Source organism: Mesorhizobium sp. ISC11 (assembly GCF_037162595.1).
Classification (GTDB): domain Bacteria; phylum Pseudomonadota; class Alphaproteobacteria; order Rhizobiales; family Rhizobiaceae; genus Mesorhizobium; species Mesorhizobium ciceri.
Map to the genome: position 1 here is coordinate 322,857 of NZ_JAVSPW010000001.1, position 12,913 is coordinate 335,769.

At 62.4% G+C, this 12,913-nt stretch carries 14 protein-coding genes, 1 tRNA gene and 1 pseudogene; 8 read left to right on the top strand and 8 right to left on the bottom strand.

Going from position 1 to position 12,913, the window contains the following annotated elements:
* The first annotated feature begins 112 nt into the window (after positions 1 to 112).
* The gene (locus tag RPF88_RS01645; RefSeq protein ID WP_337121586.1) at positions 113 to 847 is read left to right on the top strand and encodes a gamma-glutamylcyclotransferase; all 735 of its coding nucleotides are present in this window, start codon (positions 113 to 115) and stop codon (positions 845 to 847) included.
* A 121-nt stretch (positions 848 to 968) separates the two neighbouring features.
* On the opposite strand, the gene RPF88_RS01650 is transcribed toward RPF88_RS01645, so the two are convergent.
* A complete protein-coding gene (locus RPF88_RS01650) occupies positions 969 to 1,133 on the bottom strand; it encodes a hypothetical protein (RefSeq protein WP_337123929.1) in 165 nt (54 codons plus the stop codon).
* Between RPF88_RS01650 and RPF88_RS01655 the strand changes: the two are divergent.
* A pseudogene (locus RPF88_RS01655) lies at positions 1,095 to 1,985 on the top strand (acyltransferase family protein); the annotation flags it as partial. The gene RPF88_RS01650 and the pseudogene RPF88_RS01655 sit on opposite strands and share 39 nt — an antisense overlap.
* Before the next feature lie 196 nt (positions 1,986 to 2,181).
* Here the strand turns inward: RPF88_RS01655 and RPF88_RS01660 are convergent.
* The 5 genes from RPF88_RS01660 to RPF88_RS01680 all read right to left on the bottom strand — a co-directional run bounded on the left by RPF88_RS01660 (position 2,182) and on the right by RPF88_RS01680 (position 8,585).
* Entirely contained in the window at positions 2,182 to 4,161 is a 1,980-nt protein-coding gene (locus RPF88_RS01660) for a glycoside hydrolase family 127 protein (RefSeq protein WP_337121587.1), read from the bottom strand.
* Between the two features lie 14 nt (positions 4,162 to 4,175).
* Entirely contained in the window at positions 4,176 to 5,033 is an 858-nt protein-coding gene (locus RPF88_RS01665) for a carbohydrate ABC transporter permease (protein WP_024503912.1), read from the bottom strand.
* Entirely contained in the window at positions 5,033 to 5,956 is a 924-nt protein-coding gene (locus tag RPF88_RS01670; RefSeq protein ID WP_024503911.1) for a carbohydrate ABC transporter permease, read from the bottom strand. Before RPF88_RS01670 ends, RPF88_RS01665 begins: the two co-directional genes overlap by 1 nt.
* Before the next feature lie 274 nt (positions 5,957 to 6,230).
* Complete coding sequence (locus RPF88_RS01675) at positions 6,231 to 7,478, bottom strand: ABC transporter substrate-binding protein (RefSeq protein WP_013530526.1); 1,248 nt, start codon at positions 7,476 to 7,478, stop codon at positions 6,231 to 6,233.
* A 63-nt stretch (positions 7,479 to 7,541) separates the two neighbouring features.
* Positions 7,542 to 8,585, bottom strand: a complete 1,044-nt coding sequence (locus tag RPF88_RS01680; protein ID WP_013530527.1) for a LacI family DNA-binding transcriptional regulator — start codon at positions 8,583 to 8,585, stop codon at positions 7,542 to 7,544.
* Positions 8,586 to 9,043: 458 nt separating this feature from the next.
* Between RPF88_RS01680 and RPF88_RS01685 the strand changes: the two genes are divergently transcribed.
* From RPF88_RS01685 to RPF88_RS01700, 4 genes are all read left to right on the top strand, one after another.
* Positions 9,044 to 9,119 (top strand) — tRNA-Cys (locus tag RPF88_RS01685).
* Between the two features lie 202 nt (positions 9,120 to 9,321).
* Positions 9,322 to 9,525, top strand: a complete 204-nt coding sequence (locus RPF88_RS01690; protein ID WP_127367758.1) for a hypothetical protein — start codon at positions 9,322 to 9,324, stop codon at positions 9,523 to 9,525.
* A 5-nt stretch (positions 9,526 to 9,530) separates the two neighbouring features.
* On the top strand, positions 9,531 to 9,722 hold the full coding sequence (locus RPF88_RS01695) for a hypothetical protein (RefSeq protein ID WP_027160878.1): 192 nt from the start codon (positions 9,531 to 9,533) through the stop codon (positions 9,720 to 9,722).
* Between the two features lie 53 nt (positions 9,723 to 9,775).
* On the top strand, positions 9,776 to 9,997 hold the full coding sequence (locus RPF88_RS01700) for a DUF6500 family protein (RefSeq protein ID WP_127367757.1): 222 nt from the start codon (positions 9,776 to 9,778) through the stop codon (positions 9,995 to 9,997).
* Between the two features lie 31 nt (positions 9,998 to 10,028).
* Here RPF88_RS01700 and RPF88_RS01705 read toward each other — a convergent pair whose 3' ends face one another.
* Both RPF88_RS01705 and RPF88_RS01710 read right to left on the bottom strand, forming a co-directional pair.
* The gene (locus RPF88_RS01705) at positions 10,029 to 10,295 is read right to left on the bottom strand and encodes a DUF1488 domain-containing protein (RefSeq protein ID WP_013530531.1); all 267 of its coding nucleotides are present in this window, start codon (positions 10,293 to 10,295) and stop codon (positions 10,029 to 10,031) included.
* Positions 10,292 to 10,540: a hypothetical protein gene (locus RPF88_RS01710; protein ID WP_013530532.1), complete on the bottom strand. Its 249-nt coding sequence runs from the start codon at positions 10,538 to 10,540 to the stop codon at positions 10,292 to 10,294. Before RPF88_RS01710 ends, RPF88_RS01705 begins: the two co-directional genes overlap by 4 nt.
* 251 nt (positions 10,541 to 10,791) lie before the next feature.
* Between RPF88_RS01710 and RPF88_RS01715 the strand changes: the two genes are divergently transcribed.
* Complete coding sequence (locus RPF88_RS01715; protein WP_013530533.1) at positions 10,792 to 11,154, top strand: co-chaperone GroES; 363 nt, start codon at positions 10,792 to 10,794, stop codon at positions 11,152 to 11,154.
* 33 nt (positions 11,155 to 11,187) lie between these two features.
* On the top strand, positions 11,188 to 12,819 hold the full coding sequence (groL, locus tag RPF88_RS01720; protein WP_086081317.1) for a chaperonin GroEL: 1,632 nt from the start codon (positions 11,188 to 11,190) through the stop codon (positions 12,817 to 12,819).
* Positions 12,820 to 12,913 lie beyond the last annotated feature (94 nt).

Here is a 12,913-nt window from a genome sequence, read left to right on the forward strand (position 1 = left end):
GGGCGGGAGGGTCACCCGCCCGGCATCGGCCGTTGAATTTTGCGCCGGTCACATGGACCCTTGAGAATCCCTCTGCCTTCGGCAACATGACGGCGACGGTAGAGGGTATGAAATGAACCAGCCGATTTCTGCCATATCGCCGCGCAAGTCCGTGCCGCGCAACACGCCGATGGCGCTGACCGAGGCGTTGGTCGCGCGCACTATGCGTGCTGTCGAGGATGCCGGGCCGACGCCGGGCATGGTTCACATGACCGATGCCGACTATGCGCGTATCCGCGACGAGGTGCTGGCCGGCGCTCCGGCCGGGCCGCTGAAACTATTTGCCTATGGCTCGCTGCTGTGGAAGCCCGCCGGCGAGGTGAGGGGCGGAGAACGCGCGGTGGCCAGCGGCTGGCATCGTTCGTTCTGCTTCACGGTGCAGCGTTTTCGCGGCACGGTCGAGCAGCCCGGCTTGATGATGGCGCTCGATCGCGGCGGCCAGTGCCAGGGCGTGGTGTTCGAGATCGCGGAACCGGTGGCGGCCAACCTCGAAGCGCTGCTGCGCCGCGAAATGACCATCCTGCCCGCCGTCAACGTGCCGCGCTTGCTGCAGGTCAGGACCGAAGGCGGCCCATGTCGCGCGCTTGGCTTCGTCGTCGATCCCGCCAATCCGCGTTATGCCGGCAAGCTCGACAAGCAGGCGATCGCGGCGACGCTGGTGACAGCCGTCGGTCATTGGGGCTCGGGCGCGCAATATCTATTCGAGACGATCCGCCACCTCGAAGCCTGCGGCATCCGCGACCGCAATCTGTGGCGGCTGCAGGAACTGGTGGCGGAAGAGATCGGGCTGACCGTCGCTCAGAAGTGATCCGCCCAGAAGTGATCCGCTCAGACGCGGCACGCTTCAGTCGTGTTTGGCTCCGGATGCTTGCAGGCCACAGCACCTTGCGAAGCAAATCTCTGATTTCGGAAGTCTCCGCAGTGAGGGTTTAATGAATTGAAAACAGTTCTCGCCCAACGATGACCTGAACACCGGCGCAGGACACGGTGCGCGTGGGCCAATCATGAAATCCTCGACCGGAGAGCATTACCCAGCGCTGGATCATGTTCGTGGCCTGGCGGCCTTTCTTGTCTTTACCTGGCATTTCCTTCATGCTTCTCCTGAAGGCCCCGTGCCTTATGACTTCGTGCCGGCTCTTCCTATCTTCAGCGTTCTGGATGAAGGGCATACTGGCGTTTCCCTGTTCATGGCGCTTTCCGGCTACCTGTTCGCCAAGCTGCTCGATGGAAAGCAGATCAACTATCTGCCCTTCTTTGCCAACAGGGCCCTCAGGCTGCTTCCGCTTCTCCTGGCCATGCTATGCATCGAGGCCTGCCGCAGGTACGTGGCCGGCCAGTCCCTCGACGGGTATTTCACGGGCGTCGGATTGGGGTTTCTTTTTCCCACCCTCCCGAATGGCGGCTGGTCGATAACGATCGAAGCGCACTTCTACCTGTTGCTGCCGTTCTTGTTGATGGTATCCAGGCGGTTTGTGTTCGCGCCCTTGCTGTTCATCGCGGCAGCCATTGTGCTGAGGTCCGTCCTGTATGTGCAGATCGGCGAAGTGCAGTCGGCGGCGTCCGCAACCATCATAGGCCATGCGGATCAGTTCCTGGCCGGCATTCTTGCCTTTCACCTGCGTGCCCACGCGAAGAACCAACACTGGCTGGCGCTGGCCGTTCTCATGGCTTTTTCGGGGTTCTTCTGGTGGTTCGATGCAGCCGGCGGATTTTACCAACTGGGCCGCTATCCGTCGCCTCATTGGATATGGATCATCCTGCCGACCCTGGAGGCGACAGCCTATTCATTCGGCATCGCCTACTACGACACGAGCTTTTCGAGAAAGCGAACAAGCCCGCCATTCAGGGTACTGGAGAAGGCTGGGGCCTACAGCTATTCGATCTATCTTCTGCACCTGTTCTTCGTCATGCAATTGGCAGCGTTCATAGACACGAATGTCATGAGCATCAGCAATTTCTACGTCGCATGCCTCTGGTCCGCATTGTGCTTCGTGGCGACGATCCCGATCGGCTATCTCAGCTATACCTGCGTCGAGGCGCCATTCCTGCGCCTGCGTCTGCGCTATATGGACCAAAAGCCCGAAACCGCGGCATCGACCGCGGCTGAGCTTGGATCGGTCATCGCCGATACACCGACCTCGTTCAGCCGTCCCTCAGCCATACCAGCATCTCGCCGGGCTCGCGATTGTCCCAGGCGAAATAGGGAATGTAGGTCAGGCGCGTCTCGGCGGTGGCCGGCGGCTCGGGCCTGTAGAGCCCGTCCTGCCAGCCGTCGGAGACATCGGCAAGTGCCGCGGTCGACAGCGTCACCACGCCGCCGAGAAGTTCCGGCCGGTGCTGCGCTTCGATGGTGGCCGTCCGCGGCAGCGTCAGGCGATGCGGCTGGCTGTCATTGTCTGATGCCTCGACGCAATAGATCAGCGGGCCGCGTGACAGCGCGACGCGGCCAGCATCCTGGCGCACCTGCGGGTTGGCATAAAGCCGCTCGATCGGCATTTCGAGATCGAGCCGGACATTGTCGCCCTTTTTCCATGTCCGCTTGATCGCGGCGTAGCCGTCGCTGGTGATATCCGCCAGCCTGATGGCTTCGCCGTTTATCTTCAACCCGGCACTGGCGCTCCAGGCGGGAATGCGCAGGTGCAAAGTGAACTCGACCGGCGCCCGCGGTTCGAGCATGATGTCGACGGCGCCGTCCCAGGGATAGCTGCTGACCTGCGTCAGGCTCACCGGGACGCCCGATATATCGAAGCGCGCGGTCGAGTCGCCATAGAGGTGGACGGCCAGCGCATCGTCGGCCAGACTGTAGAAATAGCTGCCGATCGAGGCGACCATGCGTCCGATATTGGGCGGGCAGCACGGGCAGCGGTGCCACTTCCACCTGTTGTGCTTGCCCCGGCTTTCCAATGGATTCTCGTAGAAAAACAGCGAGCCGTCGAGCGACAGGCCCGAGATCGAACCGTTGTAGAGGGCGCGTTCCATCATGTCGGCGTAGCGCGCGTTCGGCCCCATGCCGAGCATGCGGCTGGCCCAGAACACCAAGCCGACCGCCGCACAGGTCTCGGCATAGGCGCTTTCGTTGGGCAGGTCGTAGTCGCTGGTGAAGCCCTCATTGTGCGCCGACGGCCCCAGTCCGCCAGTGATGTAGAGACTCTTGGTGGTGAGATCGTCCCACAGAAGGTCGAGTGCTGCTCGCAGCGTATCATCGCCATATTCGGTCGCGATATCGGCCATGCCGGAATAGAGGTACATCGCCCTGACAGCATGGCCGACGACCTTGTTCTGTTCTCGCACCGGGATATGCGACTGGCTGTATTCATAGGTCTTGAAATGATAGGCCTTCGGGTCGGCGCCGCGGGCGCGGGCCTCCTCGTCGAAATAATGCGGCTGCTGACCGCGCTGGTCGATGAAGTATCTGGCCAACTCCATATATTTCCGCTCGCCGGTCACCCGTGCCAGCTTGACCAGCGCCAGCTCGATCTCCTCGTGGCCGCAATAGCCCTTCTTCTTGCCGGGCTCCGGGCCGAGTACCGACGCGATGTGGTCGGCATAGCGGCACATGATATCGAGCAGCTTGCGTTTTCCCGTCGCCTGGTAGTAGGCGACCGCGCCCTCGATCAGATGGCCGGCGCAATAGAGCTCGTGGCAGTCGCGCAGATTGGTCCAGCGCTTGCCGGGCTGGATGCGTTGGTACCAGCTGGAGAGATAGCCGTCCTCCTGCTGCAGCCTGCCATACATGTCGATGACGGCGTCGATCTTCTTCTCCAGTTCGGGATTCTTGCGCCGGTACAGCGAATAGGCCGCGGTCTCGATCGTCTTGCCGAGATCGGAATCCCAGAACATCTGCGTGGTCACCGTCGATCCGGTGAATTCCGCGCCCTGGCGGTCGGCTTCGTCGGGAGAGGGCGAATGGAAGGGGATGACTATGCCGGGCGAGGGACGGTCCGGATCGATCTGCTCCAGCATGCGGGCCTCCACGCAGCGCTCGTAGAGGATATCGGCGGTGCGGGCGGCGACAGCGTCGGCGCGATCGCCCCAGAAGCCGTGCACGTCGACCTGCGGCACCGGCAGCGGGCGGAAGGCGAGCTTCGGTTTCCCGGTTTTTGCGGATGGCGATGCGGTCATGAATTTACTCCATTCTATTTGACGGCCCCGGCCATCAGGCCGCGGATGTAGAAGCGCTGCAGCGCCAGGAACAGGATGAGGCACGGCACCATCATCACGGTGACGCCCGCCTGCACCGCGCCCCAGTCGATGGCGCCGAAGCGGCCCGACTGCAGTGCGGTCATCATCACTGGCAGCGTGAATTTGGATTGGTCGGTCATCAGCACGAGGGCGGCGAGGAATTCGTTCCAGGCGCCGAGGAAGGCAAACAGGGCGATGGTGACGACGCCCGGCCAGACCAGCGGCAGCATCACCTTCCAAAGCATGGTGAGATTGCCGGCGCCGTCCATGCGGGCGGCTTCCTCGATCTCGCGCGGCACTGCGTCGAAGGCGTTGCGCATCATGAAGATCGAAAACGGCAGTTGCAGCGTCACATAAACGCCGACCAGGCCGGTCAGCGTGTTGTGCAGGCCAAGCTTGGTCAGCACCAGGAAGATCGGCGTCAGGATCGACTGGAACGGGATCATGATCGTCGACAGGATGAGGATGAAGAACAGGTTCTTGAACGGAAACCGGAACCGCGAAAAGCCATAGCCGGCCAGCACGCTGACGGCGACCGACAGCACCACGGTCATCACCGAGACGTAGATGCTGTTTTGCGCCGAGACCCAGAGCCCGTCGCCGAAGCTGTTGAGCGTGGCGTAATTCTCCAGCGAGAAGCCTGATGTCGGCCAGGGCGGCAGGGGCGGCAGGCGCGCTTCGGTCGCTGGCTTGAACGCCGACAGCACCGCCCACACGATCGGCGCGGCAAACAGCACCGAGGCGACGATGCCGGTCGAATGCTCGCCGATGCGGCTCAAGAGCCGGCGGTTGCGGGAAGCGGCCTGCGCCATCAGTCGAGCCCCTCCGGCTTGCGCAGCAGCCACAGCTGGACGAGGCTGAGCGCCACCAGGATCACCAGCAGCACCATCGACAAAGCCGCGCCGTAGCCGAGCTTGAACGACACGAAGGACTGGTTGAAGATCCAGTAGACCGCCGTCAGCGTCTGGTTGCGTGGGCCGCCGCGCAGGATGATGTAGAACTGGTCGAAGGCGAGGATCGAGCCGGCGACCGACAGGATCAGGGCCAGCGCCAGCGTGCGGCGCATCAGCGGCAAAGTGATCGCCCTGAACCTGGCGAACGGACCGGCGCCGTCGATGACGGCCGCCTCCTGCAGATCCTGCGGGATCGATTGCAGGCCGGCCATCAGAATGATCATAGTGAAGCCGGCGACCTTCCAGACGACCATGGCGATGATCGACCAGAAGGCCGGCTGGAAGGTGGCCAAAAGGTTGAACTTCCTGTCGATCAGGCCAAGGTCGTAGGCGGCCGGGCTGAACAGGCCGGAATCGACGTTCAACAGCCATGACCAGAGCAGGCTGGCCGAGGCAAAGCCGACAACCGCCGGCATGAAGAACATCGTCCGGTAAAGATTGGTCAGCGGCCGCGGCCGCTCGACGAACAGCGCCAGCGGAAACGCCACCACGAAGATCGCGATGGTGACGATCACGGTGTAGTAGGCGGTGAAGCGCAGCGCGTTCCAGAACCGGGTGTCGCGCAGGATGGCGACATAGTTGCCGAGGCCGATAAAGCTGTGCTCGCCCATCAGGGGCCAGTTGTGCAGCGACATCCACGCCGTCATGCCGAGCGGGATCAGGAAAAAGACGACGACCAGCGCGACAGCCGGCGCGACATAGAGCAGGCCGATCCATTGGTGGCGGCTGGCGACCTTGCGGGCGCGGGGCGGGGCAGGGGTTGCTGCGGTGATGACGGTCATGGCTGCGCGCTCGGTGCTATTGGGACATTGGCAAAGAACCCTCTCACCCGGATTGCCAACCCAATTGAAGAGAGCAATTCGGGGCAATCCGACCTCTCCCCGAGGGGAGAGGAGGTTGCCGGGGATGGTGCCAGCCTCTTCTCCCCAGCGGGGAGAAGGTGGCCGCGAAGCGGCCGGATGAGGGGGTCTTTTCTCAACGCGATAGCCCTGCCGTTGGCGATGCGGTATCCGGCCACCCGCCCAGGGAGACAGGCGGGCGGCCGGCAGGCGTCCGCTACTTCTGCGGCGCCTGGTCGATGATCGACTGCATCGTTTCCTGCGCATTGGCTATCGCGCCATCGACATCGTCGCCGAAGAAGACCTCGTTGATCATCTGCGTCCACGGGCCGTTGGCGGAGTTGATCAGGTCGTTGAACACCACCGAATAGGGCGTCTTGCCCTTGGCCATGGCTTCGGCGGCGATCTGGTAGCGCGGATCGAGATCCTTCAACGCGTCCTTGGCGATGTCGCCGCGCACCGGCAGGCTTCCGTATTTGGCAAGGATGGTCTGGCCCTCGAGCGAATAGGCGAAGTCGAGGAACTCCTTCACCACGGGCAGTTTCGTGGTGCCCTTGGTGACGACGAAATTGTCGCCGCCCGCAAAGGACGACCAGCCGCTGTCCTTGCCCGGCAGGAAGGTGACGCCGTAATCGATGTCGGGATACTGGGTGTTGAGCGCGCCGATGGCAAAGGCGCCGGACGGCGAGATGCCGATATTGCCGGCGGCGAAGGCGGCAAAGAAATTGGCGCCGGTGTCGGTCTGTGCGCCTGCCGGTACCAGATCCTTCTTGACCATCGAGCGGTAGAGATCGATGGCGCCGCGCAGCTGCGGGCTGTCCAGCGTCGCCTTCGAGCCGTCTTCGCTCAGGATGTCGCCACCAGACGCCCAGATCAGGGGCGTGAAGGTGAAGATGTTGCAGCCGCCGCAATTGCCGGAGAAGTAGAAGCCCTTGATGTTGCCGCCGAGCGCGTTGACCTTCTCGGCATCGGCCGCGATCTCGGCCCAGTTGGCCGGGCCTTTTTCGGGATCGAGGCCGGCCTGCTTGAACAGCTTCTTGTTCCAGATCAGCACCGAGGCGTCGGCGGAGAAGGGCAGGCCGTAAATGTGGTCCTTGTAGGTGCCGGTCTTCACATGCGCCGGCGACAGGCTGGCAAAATAGGGCAGGGACTTTGCCCAGTCGGTGATGTCCTCCAATTGGCCGGCTGCGGCGAAGGAGGGCGTGTAGATCAGGTCGAGCGACAGCGCGTCGGGCGCTGTGCCGCCGGCGGCCGCGGCACCGTATTTGGGGATGATCTCGGCATTGGGGATGATATCGAGCTTGACCTGGTTGGTGTGCGCCTTGTTGTAGGCATCGACGATCCTCGGCATGAAATTCGAACCGTCGGCGCGCACCCATATGTTGGCCGTCTCGGCGGCGGCAGTGCCGAGACCGCCGCCCAGAACGGCAGCGGCCAGGGCCAGTTTGGCAATCAGGTTCCTCATGTTCTCCTCCTCCAAGGTTGGCCGCGGTCCGCGGCTTGGCGCCGATTGCGCGGCGCTTCGTTTTCAGCCACCCGGCGGATGGCCGCATGACTGCCGCACCACCAGCCGGCACGGCAGTTTTCGAATGCCGGGCGCGGCGGGCTTGCCGCCGACCAGCGAAAGCAGGGTCAACCCGGCCTCGCGCCCGAGCGCGACCAGGTTCATGTCGACAGAGGTCAGCGGCGGGCGCGTCGCCTCGGCCACGATCTCCCAATTGTCGAAACCGATGACGCCGACATCCCTGGGTACGTCGAGGCCGCGTTCGCGCAGAGCATCGATGACGCCGCGCGCGATCTGGTCGTTGCCGCAGAAGACCGCGTCGGGCCTTTCGCTTTTGCCGTCGAACAGTTGCGCAACCGCCTGGTGACCCCAGGCTTCCGACCAGGAGCCGAGCAGCGGCTCGCTGACCGTCAGGCCGTTTTCGGCGAGCACGTCGCGGTAAGCCTGAACGCGCGCGTGCACCACGGCAAAGCTCGCCGGCCCGGTGACGTGGGCGATGCGCTTGCGGCCAAGCCGGCAAAAATGCTCGACGGCCAGCCGGGCGCCGCCAACATCGTCCGAGACGAAGGCGACGGCGTCGGGGTCGGGCTGCGTGAAGGCATAGATCACCGGGACGCGCAGATTGGAGAGGTCGACGGGCAGATGACGATCGATGCGCTTGCCAGTGGCGATGATGCCGTCAACGCGCTTGTCGAGCATGGCGTCGACATGCATCTGGCCCAGCCGCGGATCCTCCTCGACATTGCACAGGAACACCGAGACGCCATTGTCGACCAGCGCGTCCGAAATGCCCGACATCAGCGGCAGCGAGAAGCGGCCATAGGTATCGTTGGTGAGCAGGCCGACGGTGAAGCTGCGGCGTCGGAGCAGGCTTTGCGCCAGGCTGTTGGGCCGGAAGCCAAGCCGCCGGGCGGTCTCGCGAATGCGTTCGCGCGTCTCGGCTGTCATCCGGCCCTGGCTGTTGAGCGCCTTGGATGCGGTAGCGACGCTGACTCCGGCCTGCGCGGCCACGTCACGCAAGGTGACTGGCTTGGAAAAGACCGGAACAGGCAGATCGTCCGATGGCATCGCGCCGAGAGTCCTTAGTTGGAAAAAGGTTTTCTCTTACCAATCTGAAAGAGGCCCGGCAGGTGGCCAAGCCCGACTGAAATTGTTTGAGAAAACCTTTTCTCAGCTGAGGCTAGACCAGATTGGATCGCCGTTCAAGGGAAAAGCTGGTTGGGCCTCGGCTCTCTTCCTTCGAATGCAAACGCGGGTTAAAGCAGCGCCGGCAGCACTTAGCTCAGGGGAAGAGCGCCAGTCGCAGTGCTGGAGGCCCTCGGTCGAGACGGGGCGGGCTGCCGCTTGAGGCGTGAAGGATCGCAGCGTGCGCGGGATGCGAGGTCCGGCAAAGGGTTGGCGCTGCCGGGCAGCAAACCTGGCCGCAATATGTGCTGGCGGACGGTCTGAAGATCGTGCCGAAAATTCTGAACAGTCCCTCGGGATTAACCTTTCCGTAAATATTTGGCCGCTACTTCAACAGCCATGGCCTCGTGGCGGAGCGGCTACGCTGGAGACGGCAAATCTCTGAAGCCTCGGTTCGATTCCGAGGCGAGGCCTCCAAAATTTCGCGTCGAACAGCAGTCCCAATCTGCCCCAAGGGCAGTCAGTCCCCACGAATAGATTTGTGCGTTACGAAGGCGGTGCGGACCGGACGTTAAAGCAGTCCTGTCTTGCATTTGGCATGCCGGCACGCGCGAAAAGAGTGGTATGGAAGGGAGCCGAGCGTTCTTGCTTCGCTTTTTCCTGACATTCGAGGCCTTTCGTGCGTGAACCGTCGCTGCTGCCCGTCTTTGGAAAACTTGGCCTCAAGGTTCCTGCCGCCCTGGCGGCGGCACCGGCCTCGTCGGCAGGTGTGTCGCACCTGCGGAAGCTTCTGGCCGTGCATGGCGGCATGGTGCTGAAACTGTCGGTCGTCGCCTGGACGGTGCTGATCCTGGGCGCCGTGTTTTTCACGATGCAAGGCTGACCGGCATGGCCAACCGCTACACGCTGCGTATGGAGCTTCCCCAGAGCTGGAGCATCATCGATGTCTTCACCGGCCAGCCTGCGGTGGTCCGGCAAAAGGTGATGGTCGGGATGGGGCCGCGCGAGGCCGAGGACATGGTCGTGCAGATGAATGTCCGCGATGTCAAACGCCGCGAACGGGCCGAGCGCAAGGCCTGATCCGTAGCGGCCCGCCGGCGGAAGCCTGCCGCACCGCAAATCAAGGGATTCCCGTGAGAGCCAGCCTGAAGCAGAAGATACTGGAGGTTTGCGACCGCAAGATCTCCGAGAAGGGGGCCGGCGTCGGCGTGTCGTTCTATGCGTTTTTCGCCAACAGAAACGACAACCCCGAACTCCTGATGGAAGCCGCCGAATGGTGGATCAGAACCCACCGCCTCGACCATTTCGAAAAGGCTGCGAAGATACGCGCGATGGTCGAGGAGATGGATCTTTAATCGTCGTTTTGAGCGACATGCAATGGACTGATCAGCCGAAATCGGACGCCGTCAGAACATACATGCTCTTGTGGGTGCGGTCGTAGGCCTTCGACGCGACCTCGCGGATGGCACTGCTCTCGGTGTCGAATGTCTGGAGATAACCGGCTTCATCGGCCGCGGTTCCCGGCCGCATCTTGGCCATGGCGTCGGCGGCGACGGAGAACGAGATCTGGAACATGCCGTCATGGCCGACGAAACGGATGCGCTGGCCCGCCTCGTCATAGCTGCGGCTGCGGTTGGGGAAGGTGAGGCTCATGTCTTAGCCTCCGTAACTTTCTTGGTCACCCGCTTCTTCTTCGGCGTCGGATTGAGGGCCTCGGCGACACGATCGGCCTCTTCCTTGGCCAGCCGAAGCTCCCTCAGCCTTGCCGTCTTGATCTCCCTGGCTCTTGCCTCGGACATATATTCGGCGGTCGCCTTGTTTTTCTCCGCTGTCTTCTTCTGCTTGTCGACAAAGCGGGCTTCAGCTTTTTCCATGATCGTCTGATTGCCTTCGGCCATCGAAGAAATCTCCCTTGTGCCTGAAATCGTGAAAGTGAACTTGTCCGATAAATAGGCACTCGATCGGCAAAATTCAATCTTTTGAATTATTTGACATTCTGCGGATATCACGAAACGGCCAGCTGAAATAATACTTTTGAATATTTAATTTGGTACGCGAATAATTTTTGGCACTCCTATCTATCGAGTGCCAACGCGTCTATAGAGGAGGGGCGTGGCCGCCTGTGCCGGCCCCCAGAAAGAAAGTTCCCATGAAATTTCGGCCACTCCACGACCGCGTCGTCATTCGTCGCGCCGAAGGCGATATCAAATCCAAGGGCGGGATCATCATCCCCGACACTGCCAAGGAAAAGCCGCAGGAGGGCGAAGTCATCGCTGTCGGCCCTGGCGCACGCGACGAAAACGGCGCGCTTGTTCCGCTCGACGTCAAGGCCGGCGACTTCATCCTGTTCGGCAAATGGTCGGGCACCGAGGTCAAGATCGACGGCGAGGACCTTCTGATCATGAAGGAAGCCGACATTATGGGCGTCATCGACAAGGACGAGACTGGCATCATCGACAAGGGCGAGACCGCTGCAACCGACAAGACCGTGGCCGCCAAGAAAGCTGCCTGACCTTATTTTCTCCGAACGTACTGGATAAAAATCATGTCTGCCAAGGAAATCAAATTCTCCACCGACGCGCGCGACCGCATGCTGCGCGGCGTCGAGATCCTTACCAATGCTGTGAAGGTCACGCTCGGCCCCAAGGGCCGCAACGTCATCATCGACAAGGCCTACGGCGCGCCGCGCATCACCAAGGACGGCGTCACCGTCGCCAAGGAAATCGAGCTTGCCGACAAGTTCGAGAACATGGGCGCCCAGATGGTGCGCGAAGTGGCCTCGAAGACCAACGACCTCGCCGGTGACGGCACCACCACCGCCACGGTGCTGGCCGCCTCGATCCTGCGCGAAGGCGCCAAGCTGGTCGCCGCCGGCATGAATCCCATGGATTTGAAGCGCGGCATCGACCAGGCGGTTTCCGCCGTGGTCAAGGAAATCCAGGCGCGCGCCAAGAAGGTCAAGTCGTCGGCCGAGATCGCACAGGTCGGCACCATCGCCGCCAATGGCGATGCCAGCGTCGGCGAGATGATCGCCAAGGCGATGGACAAGGTCGGCAATGACGGCGTCATCACCGTCGAGGAAGCCAAGACCGCAGAGACCGAACTCGACGTCGTCGAAGGCATGCAGTTCGACCGCGGCTATCTCTCGCCCTATTTCGTCACCAATGCCGACAAGATGCGCGTCGAGCTGGAAGAGCCCTACATCCTCATCCACGAGAAGAAGCTCGGCAATCTGCAGGCGATGCTGCCGATCCTCGAAGCGGTGGTGCAGAGCGGCAGGCCGCTGCTGATCATCTCCGAGGACGTCGAGGGCGAGGCTCTGGCGACGCTGGTCGTCAACAAGCTGCGCGGCGGCCTCAAGGTCGCGGCCGTCAAGGCGCCTGGCTTCGGCGATCGCCGCAAAGCGATGCTGGAAGACATCGCCGTGCTCACGTCGGGCCAGATGATCTCCGAGGACCTCGGCATCAAGCTCGAAAACGTCACCATCGAGATGCTCGGCCGCGCCAAGCGCGTGCTGATCGAGAAGGACACCACCACGATCATCGACGGTGCCGGCACCAAGGCGACCATCCAGGCGCGCGTCGCTCAGATCAAGGGCCAGATCGAGGAGACGACGTCAGACTACGACAAGGAAAAGCTGCAGGAGCGGCTGGCCAAGCTCGCCGGCGGCGTTGCCGTCATCCGCGTCGGCGGCGTCACCGAGTCGGAAGTCAAGGAAAAGAAGGACCGCATCGACGATGCGCTGAACGCCACCCGCGCGGCGGTCGAGGAAGGCATCGTGCCCGGCGGCGGCGTCGCTCTGCTGCGTGCCCGCTCGGCGCTTGGCGGCCTGACCGGCGCCAATGCCGATGTCACGGCCGGCATCACGATCGTGCTGCGGGCGCTCGAAGCGCCGATCCGCCAGATCGCCGAGAATTCCGGCGTCGAAGGCTCAATCGTCGTCGGCAAGCTCACCGACAGCAAGGACCACAATCAGGGTTTTGACGCCCAGAACGAGGTCTATGTCGACATGATCAAGGCAGGCATCGTCGATCCGGCGAAAGTGGTGCGCACCGCACTCCAGGATGCCGGTTCGATCGCAGCCCTTCTGATCACCGCCGAAGCGATGATTACCGACATTCCGGCCAAGGATGCAGCACCTGCGGGTGGCGGCGGTGGCGGCATGGGCGGCTACTAAAACCCAGGACTTGTCCGATCTGTTGGAGATGTGAATGGCGGCCCCGATCGGGGCCGCCACGATTCTCAAGATGATCATCGCAAAGTTTACGCAG